Below are 18945 nucleotides of genomic sequence, written 5' to 3'. Positions count from 1 at the left end.
AGGGACCGTGATGGTCCCTGAACACTAACGAGGAATCACTTGCCGGAGGTTCATGGGGCGTCCTAAAACCTTGTAGGAAACGTCTCTAAATGAGCCACTGGACACTCACACAACTGCCCACTCACGGGCTGTCGAGTCATGCAGAGGCTTGTGGGAGCGGGCGCGCCCGCGAACACCGGCAGCGCCGGTGCCATCCACCGCGTTGGATTCTTCGCGGGTGAACCCGCTCCCACAGGTACCGCGCCGGCTTCAGGCTTGCGTAATACCTGTAGGAGCGGCTTTAGCCGCGAACACCGGCAGCGCCGGTGCCATCCACCGCGTTGGATTCTTCGCGGGTGAACCCGCTCCCACAGGTACTGCGCCGGCTTCAGGTTTGCGTAATACCTGTAGGAGCGGCTTTAGCCGCGAACACCGGCAGCGCCGGTGCCATCCACCGCGTTGGATTCTTCGCGGGTGAACCCGCTCCCACAGGTGCTGCGCAAGGCTCGGGTGTATCGCGGCGTCGCGCTGTCGGTTACAGCTTTTGTGCATGCTTTGGAATCGATGTGGGCGAGGGCAGGGGCAGCATGAAGGTCAACAACGCGCCTACCACCAGCAGCACCGTGGCATAGACAATCCCGGCCGTGAAGCTGTGGGTCAGGTCCTTCAGCCAGCCCACCACCAGCGGGTTCAGCGCCGACCCTATGTTGCCGAACGCATTGATCACCGCAATGCCAATGGCCCGGGCCCTGAACGTCAGCGCCTGGTCCGGTGTAGTCCAGAAAATCGACATGGCGGTGTACGACCCCGTGGCGGCCATGCAAATGCCGCACAGTTGCACCATCGGGTTACTGGCATAGGCGGCAAACATCCAGCCGGCAGCGGCCATCAGCATGGGCAGCACCAGGTGCCATTTGCGTTCCTGGCTGCGGTCGGAGTGCAGCCCCCACACCACCATGCCGATGATGGTGCACACCTGCGGAATCATCGCCAGCAAACCAATGGTGCTGTTACTGCTGTCGGCGGCACTGATGCTCTTGATGATCATCGGTGTCCACACGGCGATCATCGCCAGCGTGTTGACCAGGCAGAAGTACACCAGGCTGAACATCAGCACGGTTGGCGAGAGCATTTCGCGCAGCAGGCTGCCGGGCTCATCCTCTGCTGTGCGGGTTGATGGCGGGTTGTCCGCGGCCAGGGCATGTTGCAGCTGTTGTTTGTCTTCGGGGCTGAGCCAGCGGGCCTGGTGGGGCGTGTCGTTCAGGTAGCCGAACACCACAAAGCCCATGATCACCGAAGGCATGCCTTCGAGCAGGAACAGCCACTGCCAGCCGTGCAAGCCCCACACACCATCCAGGCCCAGTATCAACCCCGAGAGCGCCGACCCGAAGCCTGCGGTAAATGGCATCGCGATCATGAACAGGGCATTGGCGCGTGCCCGGTAGGCCGCCGGGAACCAGAACGTCAGGTACAGCAGCACGCCGGGCAGAAAGCCGGCTTCAGTGATACCCACCAGAATCCGCAGCAGGTACAGGCTGCTGGCATCGGTCGCGAACAGGGTCGCGGTCGAAGCCAGCCCCCAGGCGATCATCAGGCTGCCGATCCATTTGCGTGCACCCACCTTGGCCAAGGCCATGTTGCTGGGGATACCACAGGCGATATAGGCGATGTAGAACAGCGTGGTGGCCATGCCGAACTGGGTACTGCTCAGGCCCAGGTCGCCCATCATGGTCAGGCCGGCAAAGCCGATGTTGATCCGGTCGAGAAACGACAGCACAAAGCACAGGAACAGAAAGCCGAGCAGGCGCCTGGACACTTTGCGCATCACGGCTTGCTGGGGACTGCTGGCGGTTTTTATCGCGGTGACAGGGGCAGTGGTCTGATGCATGTGGGCGCCTGATTATTATTGGTTTCAGCGGCACCGGCTCCGGTGCATTGGCAAGTGCAGGTTCTATAGGTCCTGAAGCGCGCACTGGGCTAGCTCGGTGAAGGCCTGGGCATCGCCGAGTGCATGGGCGCTGAGCAGCGCCAGCTTGGTCAGGAACAGCTCGGCCTTGGCCGGCGTGGCCTGGTCCAAAGCGTCTGCCAGTACGTCGTAAACCACTTCCAGGTCTGTTGCGGTCAGGGTGTTCATGGCGCTTCCTCTCAGTGCTTGCCCAGGGCGGTGTCGATGGCGGATTGCAGTTGTGCGGCCGAGACCTGCAGCCAGCGGGCGCAGATGTGCTGGTCTGGGCGCACCAGATAGGCGCCATTGCGGGTGATGCCATATTTGGTAGCGATACGGCCGGTGGTGTCGTCCATCAGTTGGTCTGCACCGCTGACGCCGGCCTCGGCGTTTTGAGCAATCGCGATGATCTGCAAGGGCACGCCGCTGCTGCAAATGGCAGTCGCCTGCTGGACCACGTCATTTGGAATGCAATCACTGTCGGTGAAATAGAGCAGGTAGAAGCAGGCGCCCAAACGGTCGAACAGGTAGTCGTCTTCGGCCAGCCGTATGTTCAGCAGCGGGGCGCCGTTGCGCGGGCCGGCCGTGAAACGTTCGTTGTCGTCAGTTGCACAGTTGAGCACCGAGTCCGCGTAGTCGTGTGGCCGCGAGGTGCGCCAGTGGTACAACGGGCGGACGAACGCCTGGGTCAGCGACAGCGACAACACCGCGTCGCGTACCAGGCGGTAGCCCGCAGTGGGTGGCGCCATGAACCGGGTGCTCTTGCCGGCCTCGCTGATGATTTCCCGCGCTGCACTGACGCGTTCGGTGGAATAGGACTGCAACAGTTTGGGGCCTGCCAAACCCTTGAGGGTGAGGGCCAGTTTCCACACCAGGCCATGGCAGTCCTGGAACCCGGTGTTGGCGCCACGCACACCGAAAATCGGCAACAGGTGCGCCGCGTCTCCGGCGAAAATCACGCGTTTGTGGATGTAATCCGGCAGGGTCAGCGCGCGGGCTGAATAGACCGAGCTCCAGTCCATTTCCCACTGTGGGTCTTCAACGCCAAGCATGTGCAGCTGGGCGTTGATGCGTTCGCGCAGTGACTCCGGTTGCAACGCCTGCTCCGGGGTTTCGTTTTCGGGCAGTTGGTAGTCGATGCGCCAGATATCACCCGGTTCGCGGTGCATCAATACGGTGTTGCCCGGGTTCCAGGCAGGGTCGAAGTAGGCCAGGCGCTCGGTGGGCAGGCCCAGGTCAATCTTGATATCGGCGATCACGAAGCGGCCTTCGTAAGCGGTACCTTCCAGTTTCAGGTCCAGCAGTGTTCGCAGTGTCGAGCGGGCGCCGTCAGCCGCAACTACCCAGTCAGCGTCCAGCTCATAGCTGCCGGCGGGGGTGTCGATGCTCAGTCGGGCGAAGTCGTCAGGCTGGGCCAGGTCGGTCACCCGGTTGCCCCAGCGCAGTTCTACCAACGGATGAGCCTCGGCGGCCTCGACCAGAAACTGCTCCAGGCAGGGCTGCTGCAGGTTGGTCATGGGCGCGTAGCGGTCGTCCGGGTCGTGTGGGTTTTCCATACGAAATACCAGCTGGTTGCGGTAGAACGAATTGCCACAGCTCCACGGCAAGCCAAGCTCGCAGACCCGGTCGGCGACGCCTACTTGCTGCAAGATTTCCATCGAGCGCCGGGTGAACACGATTGCCCGGCTGCCCTCGCTCACTTGCCGTTCCGCTGCCAGCACCACGCAGGCTATGCCGTTACGGGCGAGGTCCAGGGCTGTGGTCAGGCCAATCGGGCCAGCGCCTACCACCACTACGGGCTTGCGTTCCGGGCGGGCAGCGCCGACGCTGGCGGTGTGGGCGGGGAAGACGTGATAGTTGAAATAGAGGGAGCGGCGGGGCTCGCTGTGGGGCTGATGCATGGCGGTGCACATCCTTATTTTTGTAGCTTTTCAGGTGTGCAATCGACTGTACTTCAGGCGGCAGCGGGCGATGTCCCCTTGAGGGGACAACTGCATGCTTAGCGGGGTAAGCCTACTCACAGGGTGTCAAAGCAACATGCAGTCATTTTTTCACGCACTCCGTCGCTCACAGGTGCGATAAGCTTTGATTTCGGCGAGAGTTGCGTATACGTTACATTTACTAATGTTTGTCACGTATACGGAACATGGACTATTCATTGATTATCAGCCGTCTTGGCGAACAGCTACGTACCCGCCGTCTCCATCGCGGGCTCACGCAAGCCGGGCTCGCCGTTTTGGCTGGCATCACGCGGCAGAAGATCATTGCCATCGAGAAGGGCGATCCCACGGTGGGTATGACAGCCTATGCAAGAGTGGCTGGAGCTTTGGACTGTGAATTTGCGCTTATGGCAGCTGCCATGCCTACGTTGGATGAGATCCAAGGGGTGTTCGACTGATGACAACTCTGTTGCAGGTGGCAACGCCAGAGGGCGCGAGCGGGAAGATCTTTGGCGCAGGTGCAGACTATCTGTTCCGCTACCGTGAGGAGGCCAAGGCATCCTCTGCGATCAGCTTGCTGATGCCCATGCGCTTGGAGGAATACCGCCACAGAGAGTTGCATCCGATCTTTCAGATGAACCTGCCTGAAGGCTACGTGCTTGAACAGTTACGTAATCGGCTAGCCAAAGTGGTGAATGTCGATCCCATGCTTTTGCTGGCCTTGTCTGGTAGTAGCTCGCCAATCGGGCGTGTGTCAGTGAGCTCAGCGCAGGTCGATGCGCTCTTGCGACGCCAGCAGTTTCCGGGAGAAAAGCTGGAGGAAATCCTGGCCTGGGATGGGGCCGAGGATATCTTTGCCGGCCTGGTGGACCGTTACATATTGCGCGCGGGCATATCTGGGGTTCAGCCCAAAGTGCTTGTGCCGGAGCAGCAGGGTATCGCGCCGCAACGCGTCACCTCGAAAACCTCTGACTTGATCATCAAGAGCGGCCGGGATGAGTTTCCCGGTTTGGCGATCAACGAGTATTTGTGCATGTCCGTGGCCAGGAAGGCCGGGGTCGCGGTACCTGAGTTCTATCTGTCTGATAATACCAAGCTGTTCGTTATGCGCCGCTTTGACCGGGACGAGCACCTCACCCCTATCGGTTTTGAGGACATGGCGGCATTGATGGGCTTGGCCGCCGAACAGAAATACAGCAAAAGTTATTCTGCTATCGCCAAGGCCATCCGCCTGTTCTGCCCACCATCAGCGGTGCACAGCTCGTTGGCGCAGTTGTTCGCGATCGTGAGTTTGAGTTGCATTGTCGGGAACGGTGATGCCCATTTAAAGAACTTTGGGCTGCTGTACTCCGACCCTACCCAGCGCGATGCACACTTGGCACCGGCCTACGATATCGTCAACACCACGGCCTACATTCCCGAGGACGTATTGGCGTTGGATCTAGCCGGCAACAAGTCACTATTTGCTTCGCGTCAGGGGCTCCTGGAGTTTGCCAAGGTGTGTGATGTATCCCGCCCGCAAGAGGTTATCCGCGACCAATTGCAAGCATTGGAGCAGGTGCTGAAAAGCTCGGCAGAGCTGAGCGAGCGTGCCCCGCACGTGGTTGCTGCCATTCGGAATTGTGCTGGTCCTTTCATTAGAACCTTTGGTTAAGGTTTTTGAAAAGAGGATCGACTACATCTGATTTTTTCGGCATTGCAGACAGACTCAGTCAACCCACTACTTGGGCTCACCTAACAACTCGCTGCCACCAGTACAGCGTCCAGACCCGGCCATCATGGCCCGATCAGCCGTTTCTCCATGATGATCGTACGTTCATCCCCATGGAATTCATCCCGCACTTTGCGATACCCCAAGCGCGTATAGAAACCCTGCGCCGTAATCGAAGAGGGCACTCGCAACCGTTGCGATCCCCGCACAAGCGCCTCGTTCTCGACTGCGAGCATCAACTGCTCGCCGATACCTGACCGCTGATACTCGGGGCCGACGAACACGCTTCTGACTACATCATCTTCAAGGCTGGCAGTAGCCACGACCTCATCGTGATCAGCCGCAACGAAGATCAGGCGTTTACCCAGCAGGCCAACAATGCCCGCTTCGCTGAACGACTGCTCGACCCTGGCAATGGTCGCGGCATCGTAGTCCGCTGCATTTGTCTGCCGCAGGGCAGCGATGATCACTCGGCTAATACCCGCAGCATCCTCTGGTCGCGCCCTGCGAATCTGATACTCCATGGGTTACCTCAATTCATTGATCTGGCACAGCACTGTGGGAGCGGGTTCACCCGCGAAGCATCCTGCGCGGCGTATGGCACCGGCTGTGCCGGTGTTCGCGGGCAAGCCCGCTCCCACAGGTTGGGCGCTGAGCTCAGAGGCTGCGCGGTCCCTGTGTAGGAGCTGGCTTGCCTGCGATGGGCTGCGCAGCAGCCCCACTGGCGCATCAACGCCGCCGTAATACAGTGGCCAGCCCAACGGTCAGCACCACGGCGCAAAGCATGGCCAGCCCGATAGCCAGGCCAACGCCCCACACTTCGAGCAGCCCCGCCAGCACAAGATAAAACGCGATCACTCCCACTGCTCCGATCGCATTACCCCGCACCATCGCCGCCATCCCGGCCCGGCCATTTTGCACATGGGCGAACACCACCAGCGGCCAGGCAATCACCGGTATCGGCGCGAGCATCCCGCTGGTCGCCGGGCCCAGCCAACTGGCCAGGCTGGTGATGATCATCAGCAGGCAAGTCGCAGACACCATGCGCAGGGGGATCTCCCAAAACCGCTGACGGGGGCGGGCCAGTGTGTCGGGCTTGGGCTCACTGCCGCTGGCGCGAATCAGCACGCCGATCAGCACCAGCGTCGCGGCAATCGACAGGTACAAGCTGCCCCAGTGGGTAAACGCATACCCAACCAAGCCATAGAACAGCAACGCCAGCAGCACGGCCGCGGCGATGCCGAGCCTGCGCGTGGCCAACAGGTAGAAGGTGTAGGTGGCCTGCACCGCTGCCAGGCCGCCCAGTGCGCCGGGTATTGCGCCCAAGGCGAAGGCCGTGCCCTGTTCCAGGCACAAAAAGGTCATTACCAACGCCGAGGTGATCGGCAGGCCGGAAAGCAAACCACCGAGCAAACCGCCCCAGCGCCGCGAGGCGAGGGAGATGGCCCACATCAGCAGGGGCGTGACGATGAGTTTCAGGTAGAACAGCGTCATTGCAGGTGTATCCAGGCTAGATGACAGTGCGCCCGCCGTCGGCATTGGGTGGGGCGCGGATGAATCACCCGCGGCTGGCCTCCAGGGCCTGGGCCAGGTCGGCGATGATGTCGTCGCTGTGCTCGATGCCGATCGACAGGCGCACCATGTCCCGCGGTACACCGGCCTTTTCCAGCTCCTCGTCGTTGAGCTGGCGGTGGGTGGTGGAGGCGGGGTGGCAGGCCAGTGACTTGGCGTCGCCGATGTTCACCAGGCGCACCACCAGCTGCAACGCATCGATGAACCGCGCACCGGCCGCCTGGCCGCCCTTGATGCCGAACGACAGGATCGACGCCGGCTTGCCGCCGGTGTAGCGCTGGGCCAGTTCATGCTCGGGGTGGTCGGGTAGCCCGGCATACTTCACCCAGGCCACCTGCTCGTGGGCTTGCAGGTAGTGGGCGACCTTCAGCGCGTTCTCGGTGTGGCGCTCCATGCGCAGGGCCAGGGTTTCCAGGCCTTGCAGGATCAGGAAGGCGTTGAACGGCGACAGCGCAGCGCCCGTGTTGCGCAACGGCACCACGCGGCAGCGGCCAATGAAGGCGGCGGGGCCGAAGGCTTCGGTGTAGGTGACGCCGTGGTAGGACGGGTCGGGGGTGTTGAGCAGGGCGAAACGTTCCTTGTTGTCGGCCCAGGGGAACGTGCCGGAGTCGATGACGATGCCGCCGATGCTGGTGCCGTGGCCGCCGATGTACTTGGTCAGCGAGTGCACGACGATGTCCGCGCCATGTTCGAACGGTCGGCACAGCACCGGGGTTGCCACGGTGTTGTCGACGATCAGTGGCACGCCGTGACGGTGGGCGGCCTCGGCCAGCGTGGCGATATCGACGATATTGCCAGCGGGGTTGCCGATGGATTCGCAGAATACCGCCTTGGTGCGCGCGTCGATCAACGCCTCGAGCGCGGCGATGTCGTCATGGGCGGCGAAGCGGGTTTGAATGCCCATGCGCGGCAGGGTGTGGGCCAGCAGGTTGTAGGTGCCGCCGTACAGCTTGGCCACCGAGACAATGTTGTCGCCGGCCTCGGCGACGGTCTGGATGGCGTAGGTGATGGCCGCCATGCCCGAGGCCACCGCCAGCGCGCCGACCCCGCCTTCAAGGGCGGCCATACGCTGCTCGAGCACATCGTTGGTGGGGTTCATGATGCGCGAGTAGATGTTGCCGGCCACTTTCAGGTCGAACAGGTCGGCGCCGTGCTGGGTGTCGTCGAAGGCGAAGGAGGTGGTCTGGTAGATCGGTACAGCCACCGCCTTGGTGGTCGGGTCGGGGCTGAAGCCCGCGTGGATGGCGAGAGTTTCCAGCTTCATGCAATCGTTCCTTGAGCGTGGGGTGGAAGTGTTCGAGCATGCGGCGGCGGGAGGGCGTGGGTCAAGGAGGCCATGGCTGCTTCCCTTCAATGGTGCTCCCAGTGCCTGCACCCACTGTAAAGATATGCAAAGTTTCCCCGTGCCATCACACCGCAGCTCTAGAATCCGCCCGCTGCCGAACCGGCTACTGGCAGGCAGCTGATCTAACCCTGTGGAGCGTTCCAATGAAGTCGAAACACCTTTTCCGCGCAGCCCTGGTTGTGGCGCTGGTATCTGCCTTGTCCGGTTGCTGGATGTTCATGCCGCCGGGTGGTGGCGGTGGTCATGGTGGTGGCCACGGTGGTGGCGGTGGCTTTGGTGGCCATCAGGGCGGCGGCCCTCGCTGAGCTGACCTCGCGATGGAACGCACTGCCTCGGCCGGGGTGCAATAGCGCACCCGGCGCGGGAGCATGCTACACAAATGAGCTCACCCCGAGCGCCCAAAGCGCTTGCGATACTCTGCTGGCGTCACCCCCACATGCTTCACAAACGCCCGCCGTAACGTGTCGGCATTGGCAAACCCGCACAGCGCCGCCACCTGTTTCGGCGCCTCTTGCCCAGCTTCCAGCCGCGCCCGCGCCGCGTTCACCCGTGCCAGCTCTACCCAGGCCGCCGGGGTCATGCCCACATCGTGTTGGAACACGCGCGCAAAATGCCGGGGGCTAAGCCCCACCCGTGCCGCCAGGCTGGCCACGCCGTGCTCAAGCGCAGGGTTGGCAGCCACGTAGCGTTGCAACCCCTGTATGGCCGAGCGCCCGATCGGTGATGTGTCGCCCTGGCGGCTGAATTGCAATTGCCCGCCCGGCCGCTTGAAGTACATCACCAGATGCCCCGCCACCTGCCTGGCAATGTCCCGCCCCAGGTCCTCTTCCACCAAAGCCAGTGCCAAATCCAGCCCCGCTGTCACCCCGGCAGCGGTACGCAGCTTGCCGTCGCGCACGTGGATGGCGTCGGCATCCACGTGCACATGTGGGTAACGCTCGGCAAGTGCTTCGGCCACCGCCCAATGCGTCGTGACACGGCGGTTATCCAGCAGCCCGGCGGCTGCCAGAGCAAAAGCCCCCGTGCACACCGAGCCATATCGACGGCAAGCGCCTGCGCGTTGGTGCAGCCAGTCAAGAATGCCGGGGCGCAGGTACTGGTCGGCGGCTTGCGGCGTACCCGCGACCAGCAAGGTGTCAATGGCTGGCAGGTCTTCCCCGATCCAGCCATCGGCAAACAGCCGCGTGCCGGAAGAGCTCACTAACGGCCCCGGTTCGCAAGCCAGCAGTAGCAGGCGATAGGCGTCGCGGCCGAGCTGGCGATTGGCCTCGGCGAACAAATCCAGCGGGCCGCAGGCATCCAGCATTTGCACGCCGGGCATGGCCAGGATCGCAATCGTAATGGGGGAGGGGACATGGTGGCTCCGGGCATTTTGCAGCACGTCCGTTATCCACCGACAATGGCAGTATCTGGCGCTATAAGTCAATTGAGGACGCTCAGGCGTGACCGCAGACTGAACGCGTCATCAACCCACCCAAGGAGCGACCATGTCCTCATCCATTGCCGGTATCCAGCTGCCTGACAGCGCTATGGCCCGGGAAATCACCGAGCTTGTCCGCGACACGGCTTCCCCTTTGCTGTTCCACCATTCCAGCCGGGTGTTCTACTTCGCGGCACTTGCCGGCCAGCGCCTGGGGCTGCGCTACGACAGTGAGCTGTTGTACGCAGGCTGCATGTTCCATGACATGGGGCTGACCCATGCGCACAGCAGTGAGTGCTGCCGTTTTGAAGTGGATGGCGCCAACGCGGCGCGTGATTTTCTCCAGCGCCATGGCGTGGATGAGCGTGATGTCGAGCGTGTATGGACGGCGATTGCGCTGCACACCACGCCGGGCATTCCAGAGCATATGCACCCGTTGATTGCCTTGGTTACAGCGGGCGTGGAGACTGATGTGCTGGGCATGCATCACGAGGGGCTGGGTATCGCTGCACGGGATGCCGTGGTCCAGGCGCACCCGCGCGGGGAGCACTTCAAGGAGGCGATTATCCAGGCGTTTTACAACGGCATTCGACACAAGCCGCAAACCACGTTTGGCAATGCGAAGGCGGATGTGATTGCGGACAAGGAGCCGGCATTCCGGCCCGGGAACTTCTGCAGCGTCATTCGCCAGTCCTGCTGGCCCAGTTGAATGGCGATAGCCATCATGGCGCAGTGAACTGCGCGCTTCGGTGGTTCGCTTTCCCTATGGGAGCGGGTTTACCCGCGAAGAATCCACCGCGGTGGATGGCACCGGCTTAGCCGGAGTTCGCGGCTAAAACCGCTCCCACAAGGATCGCGCAAGCTTCTGAATGGTTGTGTACGGCAGTTGCCTACACAGGGCGCGCGGTCTGCGTTTACCAGGGTATCCGCTCGCCATCCCATGCCCAAAAGCTGCCGCTCTGCGCAGGCCCAAGCCGTCCCAGTAATTCGATAACGCACTGCGCAGCAAAGGCTGGCGCAAACAGCTTCCCCTCCGGCACATTCCCCTGAAACGGCCGCGACAGCTCGGTATCGGTAGTCCCCGGATGCAGCGCCAGCACCGTGGCGGCCGGGTTCAGGCGTTTCAGTTCGATGCTTGCCGTGTGCAGCAACTGGTTCAGCGCCGCCTTGCTCGCGCGATAGCTGTACCAGCCACCCAGACGATTGTCGCTGATCGAACCGACCCTGGCCGACAGCGCGGCAAAAGTGGCGGGCTGTTTACGCAGCAGTGGCAACAGATGCTTGAGCAACAGGATCGGCGCAAATGCATTGGTGGCAAAGCTGGCCTGCAGGCTGGTGAGGTCCAGTTGGGCCAGCGACTTCTCGGCTTTGGTGCCCTCCTGGTGAAGGATACCGAGTGTGCTGATAACCAGGTGAAGGTGCGGGCAGGCAAGGCCCACCCCGCGTGCAAGCGCCGCCAGCGCCAGCTCGTCGCGCGCATCGCAATCCAGCAGTACCACGCGTTCGCCATGTGCCCGGGCAAGGGCAAGCAGCCCGTCAGCGGTGCTGGCGTGCCGGGACACAGCCCAGACCCGGCTTACATCATCGCGGGCGAGCAACGCTGTACACAGCGCCAGGCCGATACCTCGGCTTGCACCACATACCAATACGCAGGTTTTGTCAGATAATCCGGGGATCAGGCTCATTAGGTGCGCCTCATGTCTCGAATGAATCCCGCTCCCACTTGGCCGGCGTCGACGCCAAGGCAAGCACAGGACCTGTAGGAGCAGCCTTGTGCTGCGAAGTGGCCGGTAGAGCCAAAGATCATCTTCGACAGCAATGGCCTCTTCGCAGCACAAGGCTGCTCCTACCGTGTGATGCGGTAGCCTGAGTGATAATGCCAGACAGTTGCTCACACAGGGTAAAGCGGGACATGCCTAAGCCCCAGTACGCCAACGGTGCACATCAGAAGTTGTACGTCAGCCGGGTGAAGTAGTAACCCCCGGTAAAACCATAAGGCGAATACGCCCCATACCCCTTGGTCATGGTCTTGCTGCTGGGGTTCTGCCGCTCGGGGTAAACATCAAACAGGTTCTGCGCCCCCACGGCCAGGTTGAGGTCTTTGGTGAGCTGATACCCCACGTCGATATCGGTGATCCAGCGCGCCTTGTACTCACGGTCCAGGCTGCGGTCGGTGGCCGAGTTCACCTCGCGCCAGGACCCGTAGCGGGTCAGGGTCAGGTTGCTGGTCCAGCGGTCGCGTTGCCAGTTGGCACCCAGGATCAACTTGGTGTGCGGCTGCACTTCAGTGAGGAAGTTGCGCGCCTGGCGGTCCATCAGGCTGTAGTCCGTGCCCTGGATATTGACGTTCTCCTTGTAGCTCAGGATCTGCGTCTGGTTCCAGTTGAAAGCGGCGGTCCATTTCAGTTGGCCCCAGTTGCCCAGGTTCTGGTCGAAATTGCCGACCAGGTCCAGGCCCTTGGTGCGGGTGTTGGCGCCGTTGGTGAAATAGCGCCCGCCAGAGGTGGAGTCGATGCCGTTGTCCAGCAGCGCCTGGGTCACTTCGTCGCCCAGCAGGGTGCCAGTGAGGGTGATGCGGTCGCGCACGTTGATCACGTAGGCATCTGCGGTAAACGACAGCTGCGGGGCAGGCTGGTAGGTCAGGCCCAGGCTGTAGTTGGTCGAGCGCTCTGGCTTGAGTGCCTCCGCGCCCAAGGCTTTGGCTGCGGCCGAGTCCACTGGCAGTACACCGTAGTTGATCGACTGGTACACGCCATTGACCACGCCGTAGGTGGTCGAGCGGGCGCTGAACAGCCTGTTGGCCAGTGACGGTGCGCGAAAGCCGTTGCTGACCGTGGCGCGCACGGCCAGCTCGGGGGTGAACTCGTAGCGGGTGGTCAACTTGCCGCTGCGGGTGGCGCCCACCCCTCGGTTGTAATGCTCGTAGCGCAGCGCGCTGCCCAGGTACCACTGTGGCAGCGGGTTGAAGCCAACGTCGATGTAGCTGGCCACGCTGTTGCGGCTGGTGCTGGTGGCTTCGTCCGGCGAGATGCCGTTGGTGACCTGTGCACCGGAGGCGGCGCAGTCACCGGGTGCCCGGCAGTAGCCGCCGTTGGCCCATGAGGCCCAGTCGCCCTCGCGCACCTGGTAGGTATCACGTCGGTGTTCCAGGCCCCAGGACAGGTCAAGCGGCTTGTCCAGGCCGATGTCGAAGCTGCGCTGCAGGTCCAGGTTGCTGGTCAGCTGTGTGGCAATCCAGGTGCCCGATTCAAAGTGGTTGGGCGTGGCCTCGCCCAGCGAGGCGTTCTGGTTGTGCGTGGTGCCCTGCAGCGCCTCGTTGCGCCCGTAGGTGCTGGACAGGTCCCAGGCCCATTCCCCGGCATTGCCCTTGGCACCGAAGGCCCCCTGCACATCATCTTCCTCGATATACCAGGTGGGCGTGTAGCCGCTGGGGTAGCCGTTGGGGCCGGTGGTGATGGTGTTGGTGATGGTCGGCAGGCGGAAGTTCTGGCCCTGTTCGGCCTTGCGGTGCGAATAGGTGGTGAAGGAATACAGGGTCAGGTCGTCGCTTAGCGGCAGCTCGGCGTTATAGCCCAGGGTCAGCAGGTTGATCTTCGGCGTGCCGTAGCCGCCGTAGGTCGACTTGCCGGCCTTGTCGAAGGCTTCGGCATAGCTGTAGCCGTTGGCGCTGGCCTTGTTGTCGTCGTTCTGGCTGCGCGCATCCAGGGCCAACTGCACGATGCCGCTGTCGCCGATCTCGAAGCCCTTGTTCAAGCCTTGCTGCACGGTCTGCTTCTTGCCGTCGTAACCCTGGCCTGCGTTGGTCACCGAGGTGCCGGAAGCGTCGGCCTTGAGGATCACGTTGATCACCCCGGCGATGGCGTCGGAGCCGTACTGGGCGGCTGCGCCATCGCGCAGCACCTCGACGTGGTCGATAAGGCTGATGGGGATCAGGTCAAGGTCGGTGGGCGCTGCGCCCGCCTGGATGCCGCTGATGTTCAGGTTGGCACTCGTATGGCGGCGCTTGCCGTTCACCAGCACCAGCACCTGGGCCGCATTCAGCCCGCGCAGGCTGGGCGCTCGGGCCATGCCGCTGGCGTCCCAGCCGGTCTTCTCCGGCAAGGTGAAGGACGGCACGCTGGCGCTGAGGGCTTCCATCAGGCCGGGCTTGCCGGTTTGCTGCAGTTGCTTGGCGCTGATCACATCGATCGGCACCGGGCTGGTGGTGACGGTGCGTTTTTCCGAGCCGCGGTTGCCGGTGACGATCACGGTACCCAGCTGTGACGGGGCCGTGGCCTGGGCAGCGCTTTCGGCAAATGCATCCGGCGCGGCCAGGCCGATGGTACCAAGGGCCATGGTCAGCAGTGCGGGTTGCAGGCGCGGGCTGGGCAGTTTCAAGGCGTGAAGCATGTTCGCTCTCCATGAGCGCTGTCGAACAGCGGGTGCACAGGGGCCGCCCGCCAGGTGGGCCCGGCAGGCAAGCAATAGGGGGAATGGCTTAACGGCGTATCAGGGCGCTTTTGCAGCGACCGCTTCGATCTCGACCAGGGCGCCCGGCAGGGGCAGGGCCACCACCTGCAAGGCGGTGCGGGTTGGCTTTTTCGGTTGCTCGGCGGTGGCGAAAAATTCGGTGTAGGCGGCTTGCAGCCCGGCAAAATCCAGCTTGCCTTCGGTGGCCGGGTCGCCTACCAGAAACACCCTCAGCTGTACCACGTCACCCAGCCCCAGGCCCTGGCTCTGCAGGGCGGCCTGGATCTTTTTCAGCACCGAGCGGGTCTGGGTTTCGGTGTTGCCATAGGCGGCAATGGTCTGCGGTGGCGCCTTGGGGTCGGCAACGTCGGGCAAGGTGCCGCTGACGAAGGTCAGCGAGGTCCCGGCGGGTACGGTGACCAGTTGCGAAATGGGGAACTTCGAGCCTGGCGGGTCGACACGCTTGATGGTGTCGGCCTGGGCGGTAAGTGCGGACAGTGACATGAAGGCTCCAAGCAGCAGGGCAGTTTTGTTCATCAGAGGGCTTCCTTGTTCAGGCGGCGACGCCGCGTTGCTGTTGCAGGGCGTGCCGGGCGATCTGCCCGACCACATGGCGGGCCGAGTCGGCGGCGCTGTTCTGCCAGATGCCCACCCCGCCATGGGCCAGTGCATCGCTGGCCAGCCAGGTGCGGCCCTGGGGCTGGTTGAGGTGGGAATAGCCGGGCTCGGCCAGCACGTCATGGACAATCCACGGGCTTTCGCTGAACGGTACCTTCGACCAGTTCACCGCCACCCCGCGCTGCAACTTGCTGGCATGGCCCGGGTGCAGCGACTCCACGGCCTGGCGCGACGACGCCAGTTGCTGCTCTGTCGAACGCGTGGCAAAGGTGCGCGCCACTTCGCCGGTGTTATAGGTGCCGACGAGGATGCCCTGGGCACTGTTCAGGTGGTCGCTGGGGTACCACAGCAGCCGCGCTTCGTGGTTGATGTAGGAGAGCCCGCCATAGATCTGGAACTCGCTTTCCCAGAAGCGCGGTGCCTGCCACGCTACCTTGTTGGCCAGGTCCGGCTTGGCCTGGGCGATGGCAGCCTGGGTGGTCTTGCCAAAGTTGTGGTCGACCCGGGCCAGCAGTGGCAGGGGAATGGTGACGATGGCGTAGTCGGCGGTTTCTACCTGGGTCTTGCCGCTGCGCCGGTCGCGCCAGGTGACCTGGCTAGTGTTGTCTCCGGTGCGGATCGCCTGCACTTCGGCGTGCAGTTGCACCTTGTTCTGCACCTTGGCGTACAGGGCCTTGGCAATCTGGTCCATGCCGCCCACCGGCTGGAACATGGTGGCGGAAAACTCCGGGATCTCGTCGAACACCAGCGGCAGCATCAGGTTAGGGTTGAGCAGTTGCTTGAGTGCCACGGGCTGGCGCTGGATCGGGGTCTGGTCGCCCGCCCCGGCGAAGCGGGTGTAGCCGGCGCGGACCGAGCCCTTGTAGTGGCGCTGCTCGTCGAGGTCGCCGTACACCTTGAGAAAGTCCAGCAGGGCCTTTTGGTCGCCGGTGTCCAGCTCCTTGTCCAGCGCTTTGCCGCTGATGCTGCGCGACAGCAGTTCGCTGAGGTGCCCACGGGTGTCATTCACCGCTTGGCGCAGCAGCAACGGTGGCTGCGCAAGGTCCGGTTGGGCGAGGGCGTTGCGGCTGCTGTTGACCAGCACTTCCAGTGGCACGCCCAGCTCGCGGCAGTAGCCGAGGATGGTCAGGTGGTGGCTGGGCAGGCGTGCGGGGCCGGCATTGAAGTAGTGGCCGTTGTCGAAACGCACCTGCTGGCGGCTACCGTCGTTGTGCAGGATCTCGTCGCCGTTGCGCAGTGTCCAGGCGCGCCCGCCGATTCGCTCGCGCGCTTCCAGTACGCGCACCTCAAAGCCGGCTTTGCCCAGTTCATAGGCCGCCACCAGGCCGCTGATGCCAGCCCCCACCACCAGCACGCGCTTGCCGTTGCCGGACGCGGCCGGCAGGCCCAGCGGCTGGAAGGTGCTGGCCTTGGCCGCTGTGGGCAACAGGCCCAGGGCGGACAGGCTGCCAAGCGCGGCGCCGTAGCTGCCGGCGGCCATCAGGTGGGCAATAAGGTCTCTACGGGTCAAGCCCATGGGGTGTTCTCCTTGCAAATGGAAAGTGAGTCCGTTCAGCGCGGCGCTACAGCTCGTAGCGCACGCTCAGCAGCACGGTGCGGGGGTCGTTGACCGAGTAGTAGGCGGTGCGGCTGGCGGCCGAGTAGGCAATGCTTTGCGGGTAGGCGCGGTCGAGCAGGTTCTTCACCGACAAGGTGGTGGTCCAGTGGCCGTCCGCGCTGGCATAGCTGGTGCTGGCATTCCAGAAGCCCTGGGCAGGTACTTCGTAGATGTCGGCGTTAAGCGGGTTGGCGTAGGAGCGGGTCTGGTACTGGTAGTCGGTATTGGCCACCAGCTCACCCGGCAGGTTGACCGGCACTGTCCAGTTCAGGCCAAGGCTGGCGTTCCATTCCGGCGCAAAGATCATTTTCTTGCCGTCGGCGCTCACGCCGGGGCCACTGGCGTTCTGGAAGTCGTCGTACTGGCTTTTCAGGTAGCCCAGGTTGGCGGTGAGGCGCAGGTCGCGGGCCAGCAGCACGGTGTTTTCCAGCTCCACGCCGTAGGTGTGGGCACTGCCGACGTTGGTGCGCAGGTTGGCGCTGATGGCCGGGTCCCAGGCATTGGTCTGCAGGTCGTCGTAGTCGTTGTAGAAGAAGGCGATGTTGCTGCGCAGGCGGCCATCGGCAAAGTCGCCCTTGAAGCCCACCTCATAGGTGGTGACGTTTTCCGGGTCAAAGCCCTGCTCGGCAGCGGCGCGGGTGGGCGCGCGGTTGTCGAAGCCGCCGGCCTTGAAGCCCCGGGCCACATAGCCGTACTGCACCAGGTTGTCGCTCCAGGCGTACTCCAGGCCAACCTTGGGGCTGAGGGATGCCCAGGAATCGCTGGTTTCGGCAGCGAAATTGGTGCCGGTGATTGCCCGGTCGGTGGTGATGGCGTAGTTGGTGTAATCGAAGTTCTTGTGCTCGTGGGTGTAGCGCAGGCCGGTGGTCAAGGACAGGCGAGGGGTGAGCTTGTAATTGCTCTGGCCGTACAACGCGTAGCTTTCGGTATCGGTGGTGCTGTATTGCCCGCTGGCATTGACCCGGTTTTGCGCCACCGAAAAGGTCAGGCTGTCGCGCTCGGCGCGGAAGCGTTCCTTGTACAGGTACACACCGAGGGTGTAGCTGAACCTGTCGTATTCGCCGTTGAGCTGGAATTCCTGGGTGGCGTAGCGCTGCTTGTAGGTGATCAGGTTGTTCTGGATCGGCGACGCGGTGCCGCTGTTGGCCTGGCCGGAGTTGTCGTAGTCCACCGGTTGGTCGAACTCGGACCGGGCCGTGACCGACTTGAAATTCAGATGGTCATCGATGTTGTAGATCGCACGCAGCACCGCGCTGCCCTGGTCCAGCTTGTTCTTCGGGTCGAGGCTGCTGTAGGTCTTGAACTTGTCGAAATGGCCGTTAGCCGGGTTGAAGGGCGTATAGCTGGTGGTATCGCCGCGGTCGAAAGTGCCGGCCAGGGTCAGTTGCACGTCCCAGGGCGAATCCTGCGGGGCCAGGCGCAGCTTGCCGCGGTAGGACTGGATCTCGATGTTGTTGACGTCCTTGTCACGGGTGCGGTTGTACACGGTGCCGTCGCGGGTCAGGCGGATCGCCGAGAAGCTGCCGAACAGGGTGTTGTCCACCAGTGGCCCACTGACCAGCAGGCGGCCGTTCTGTGCGTTGTAGTTGCCGGCACCCAGCTCGACGAAGGCGCGGGCCTGCTGGGTCGGGTCGCGGGTGATCACCCGTATCGCGCCGGCGGCACTGTTGCGCCCGTACAAGGTGCCTTGCGGGCCCCGCAGCACTTCGACGCGCTCCACGTCGTTGAAGTCCAGCATCGAGGAAATCGCCCGCGGGATGTACAGGTCGTCGGCGTACACCGCAACGGCCGCTTCCTGGATCGGGTCGGTCTCGCCAATGCCGCGTATGCCGTAGGTTTGTGCGCTGTAGGAAATGGACTGGCGGTTCAGGGTGAGGTTGGGCACCCGCCCGGACAGGTCGCGCACGTTGTTGATCTGCGCATCCTGCAGGGTGCGTTCGTCGAAGGCACTGATCGCCAGCGGGGTTTTCTGAAGGTTTTCTTCGCGGTGCTCCGCCGTGACGGTGACCGTAGGCAACTTGTTGCCTGGCGTTTCGGCAGGCTCGGCAAAGGCCGTAGGCGTGAAGAGGGCGAGTGCAACGGCGGCGGACAGGTGATGGCGAACAGGGTAGGGCAAAGGCTTCATGCTGCAGCTTCCAGGTAACCAGCATCGAATGGGATTTCGGATACCTGGATACCGGAGCCGGGTGAGGTGACCTGAGGCTTAAGGAGGTATTAGGTTCCTTTGCCTCCACCAGTCAGGGGTCGGTCTGGTGAGAACATATCTCTATGAAAAATGGTTTTAAAATACTTTTTAAGTCTAAGCTAATATTATAAAAAGGCATTTAATATTTAATATAAAATCGAATAAATGTATTTTTAGGGGCTGT

At 62.7% G+C, this 18945-nt stretch carries 16 protein-coding genes; 4 read left to right on the top strand and 12 right to left on the bottom strand.

The genetic code is table 11. The features are described from left to right. Window positions 1–514: 514 nt before the first annotated feature. From ABOC32_RS21335 to ABOC32_RS21325, 3 genes are all read right to left on the bottom strand, one after another. Window positions 515–1867: an MFS transporter gene (locus tag ABOC32_RS21335; protein WP_426808756.1), complete on the bottom strand. Its 1353-nt coding sequence runs from the start codon at window positions 1865–1867 to the stop codon at window positions 515–517. A 63-nt stretch (window positions 1868–1930) separates the two neighbouring features. Beyond that, on the bottom strand, window positions 1931–2113 hold the full coding sequence (locus ABOC32_RS21330) for a hypothetical protein (protein WP_063426887.1): 183 nt from the start codon (window positions 2111–2113) through the stop codon (window positions 1931–1933). Window positions 2114–2124: 11 nt separating this feature from the next. Continuing rightward, window positions 2125–3825 carry an FAD-dependent monooxygenase gene (locus tag ABOC32_RS21325; RefSeq protein ID WP_426808755.1) on the bottom strand — a complete coding sequence of 567 codons (1701 nt, stop codon included), beginning with the start codon at window positions 3823–3825 and terminating at the stop codon, window positions 2125–2127. 245 nt (window positions 3826–4070) lie between these two features. Between ABOC32_RS21325 and ABOC32_RS21320 the strand changes: the two genes are divergently transcribed. Next, entirely contained in the window at window positions 4071–4322 is a 252-nt protein-coding gene (locus ABOC32_RS21320; protein WP_426808754.1) for a helix-turn-helix transcriptional regulator, read from the top strand. Next, on the top strand, window positions 4322–5518 hold the full coding sequence (locus ABOC32_RS21315) for a type II toxin-antitoxin system HipA family toxin (protein WP_426808753.1): 1197 nt from the start codon (window positions 4322–4324) through the stop codon (window positions 5516–5518). Before ABOC32_RS21320 ends, ABOC32_RS21315 begins: the two co-directional genes overlap by 1 nt. A 122-nt stretch (window positions 5519–5640) precedes the next feature. On the opposite strand, the gene ABOC32_RS21310 is transcribed toward ABOC32_RS21315, so the two are convergent. The 3 genes from ABOC32_RS21310 to ABOC32_RS21300 form a co-directional block, all read right to left on the bottom strand. Next, a complete protein-coding gene (locus ABOC32_RS21310; protein WP_426808752.1) occupies window positions 5641–6099 on the bottom strand; it encodes an N-acetyltransferase family protein in 459 nt (152 codons plus the stop codon). A gap of 205 nt (window positions 6100–6304) precedes the next feature. Continuing rightward, complete coding sequence (locus tag ABOC32_RS21305; protein WP_426808751.1) at window positions 6305–7069, bottom strand: hypothetical protein; 765 nt, start codon at window positions 7067–7069, stop codon at window positions 6305–6307. Between the two features lie 64 nt (window positions 7070–7133). Next, window positions 7134–8411, bottom strand: a complete 1278-nt coding sequence (locus tag ABOC32_RS21300) for a bifunctional O-acetylhomoserine aminocarboxypropyltransferase/cysteine synthase (RefSeq protein WP_426808750.1) — start codon at window positions 8409–8411, stop codon at window positions 7134–7136. Between the two features lie 224 nt (window positions 8412–8635). On the opposite strand from ABOC32_RS21300, the gene ABOC32_RS21295 reads away from it, so the two are divergent. Continuing rightward, window positions 8636–8797, top strand: coding sequence for a hypothetical protein (locus ABOC32_RS21295; RefSeq protein WP_426808749.1), 162 nt, complete (start codon window positions 8636–8638; stop codon window positions 8795–8797). Between the two features lie 80 nt (window positions 8798–8877). Here ABOC32_RS21295 and ABOC32_RS21290 read toward each other — a convergent pair whose 3' ends face one another. Beyond that, window positions 8878–9873 carry a GlxA family transcriptional regulator gene (locus ABOC32_RS21290; protein ID WP_426808748.1) on the bottom strand — a complete coding sequence of 332 codons (996 nt, stop codon included), beginning with the start codon at window positions 9871–9873 and terminating at the stop codon, window positions 8878–8880. Window positions 9874–9979: 106 nt separating this feature from the next. Between ABOC32_RS21290 and ABOC32_RS21285 the strand changes: the two genes are divergently transcribed. Then, window positions 9980–10621 carry an HD domain-containing protein gene (locus tag ABOC32_RS21285; protein WP_426808747.1) on the top strand — a complete coding sequence of 214 codons (642 nt, stop codon included), beginning with the start codon at window positions 9980–9982 and terminating at the stop codon, window positions 10619–10621. 205 nt (window positions 10622–10826) lie between these two features. On the opposite strand, the gene ABOC32_RS21280 is transcribed toward ABOC32_RS21285, so the two are convergent. The 5 genes from ABOC32_RS21280 to ABOC32_RS21260 all read right to left on the bottom strand — a co-directional run bounded on the left by ABOC32_RS21280 (window position 10827) and on the right by ABOC32_RS21260 (window position 18701). After that, the gene (locus ABOC32_RS21280; protein ID WP_426808746.1) at window positions 10827–11597 is read right to left on the bottom strand and encodes an SDR family NAD(P)-dependent oxidoreductase; all 771 of its coding nucleotides are present in this window, start codon (window positions 11595–11597) and stop codon (window positions 10827–10829) included. 259 nt (window positions 11598–11856) lie between these two features. Then, the gene (locus ABOC32_RS21275; protein WP_426808745.1) at window positions 11857–14301 is read right to left on the bottom strand and encodes a TonB-dependent receptor plug domain-containing protein; all 2445 of its coding nucleotides are present in this window, start codon (window positions 14299–14301) and stop codon (window positions 11857–11859) included. A 99-nt stretch (window positions 14302–14400) separates the two neighbouring features. Further along, window positions 14401–14898: a RidA family protein gene (locus tag ABOC32_RS21270; protein ID WP_016499049.1), complete on the bottom strand. Its 498-nt coding sequence runs from the start codon at window positions 14896–14898 to the stop codon at window positions 14401–14403. A 16-nt stretch (window positions 14899–14914) separates the two neighbouring features. After that, window positions 14915–16495, bottom strand: coding sequence for a flavin monoamine oxidase family protein (locus ABOC32_RS21265; RefSeq protein WP_426808744.1), 1581 nt, complete (start codon window positions 16493–16495; stop codon window positions 14915–14917). 46 nt (window positions 16496–16541) lie between these two features. After that, a complete protein-coding gene (locus ABOC32_RS21260; protein WP_426808743.1) occupies window positions 16542–18701 on the bottom strand; it encodes a TonB-dependent receptor in 2160 nt (719 codons plus the stop codon). Window positions 18702–18945: the final 244 nt, after the last annotated feature.

It is taken from the genome of Pseudomonas sp. WOUb67, assembly GCF_050058005.1.
GTDB classification, from domain to species: domain Bacteria; phylum Pseudomonadota; class Gammaproteobacteria; order Pseudomonadales; family Pseudomonadaceae; genus Aquipseudomonas; species Aquipseudomonas putida_R.
The sequence above is the reverse complement of the archived record's forward strand: the minus strand, read 5'-3'. Positions and strand labels throughout refer to the sequence as shown.

Excerpts from the sequence above, each read along its gene's own strand:
- ABOC32_RS21285 (WP_426808747.1), top strand. The coding sequence starts at position 9,980 with ATGTCCTCATCCATTGCCGGTATCCAGCTGCCTGACAGCGCTATGGCC.
- ABOC32_RS21275 (WP_426808745.1), bottom strand. The coding sequence starts at position 14,301 with ATGCTTCACGCCTTGAAACTGCCCAGCCCGCGCCTGCAACCCGCACTG.
- ABOC32_RS21325 (WP_426808755.1), bottom strand. The coding sequence starts at position 3,825 with ATGCATCAGCCCCACAGCGAGCCCCGCCGCTCCCTCTATTTCAACTAT.
- ABOC32_RS21300 (WP_426808750.1), bottom strand. The coding sequence starts at position 8,411 with ATGAAGCTGGAAACTCTCGCCATCCACGCGGGCTTCAGCCCCGACCCG.
- ABOC32_RS21260 (WP_426808743.1), bottom strand. The coding sequence starts at position 18,701 with ATGAAGCCTTTGCCCTACCCTGTTCGCCATCACCTGTCCGCCGCCGTT.
- ABOC32_RS21315 (WP_426808753.1), top strand. The coding sequence starts at position 4,322 with ATGACAACTCTGTTGCAGGTGGCAACGCCAGAGGGCGCGAGCGGGAAG.
- ABOC32_RS21265 (WP_426808744.1), bottom strand. The coding sequence starts at position 16,495 with ATGGGCTTGACCCGTAGAGACCTTATTGCCCACCTGATGGCCGCCGGC.
- ABOC32_RS21320 (WP_426808754.1), top strand. The coding sequence starts at position 4,071 with ATGGACTATTCATTGATTATCAGCCGTCTTGGCGAACAGCTACGTACC.
- ABOC32_RS21330 (WP_063426887.1), bottom strand. The coding sequence starts at position 2,113 with ATGAACACCCTGACCGCAACAGACCTGGAAGTGGTTTACGACGTACTG.
- ABOC32_RS21280 (WP_426808746.1), bottom strand. The coding sequence starts at position 11,597 with ATGAGCCTGATCCCCGGATTATCTGACAAAACCTGCGTATTGGTATGT.
- ABOC32_RS21335 (WP_426808756.1), bottom strand. The coding sequence starts at position 1,867 with ATGCATCAGACCACTGCCCCTGTCACCGCGATAAAAACCGCCAGCAGT.
- ABOC32_RS21270 (WP_016499049.1), bottom strand. The coding sequence starts at position 14,898 with ATGAACAAAACTGCCCTGCTGCTTGGAGCCTTCATGTCACTGTCCGCA.
- ABOC32_RS21310 (WP_426808752.1), bottom strand. The coding sequence starts at position 6,099 with ATGGAGTATCAGATTCGCAGGGCGCGACCAGAGGATGCTGCGGGTATT.
- ABOC32_RS21305 (WP_426808751.1), bottom strand. The coding sequence starts at position 7,069 with ATGACGCTGTTCTACCTGAAACTCATCGTCACGCCCCTGCTGATGTGG.
- ABOC32_RS21295 (WP_426808749.1), top strand. The coding sequence starts at position 8,636 with ATGAAGTCGAAACACCTTTTCCGCGCAGCCCTGGTTGTGGCGCTGGTA.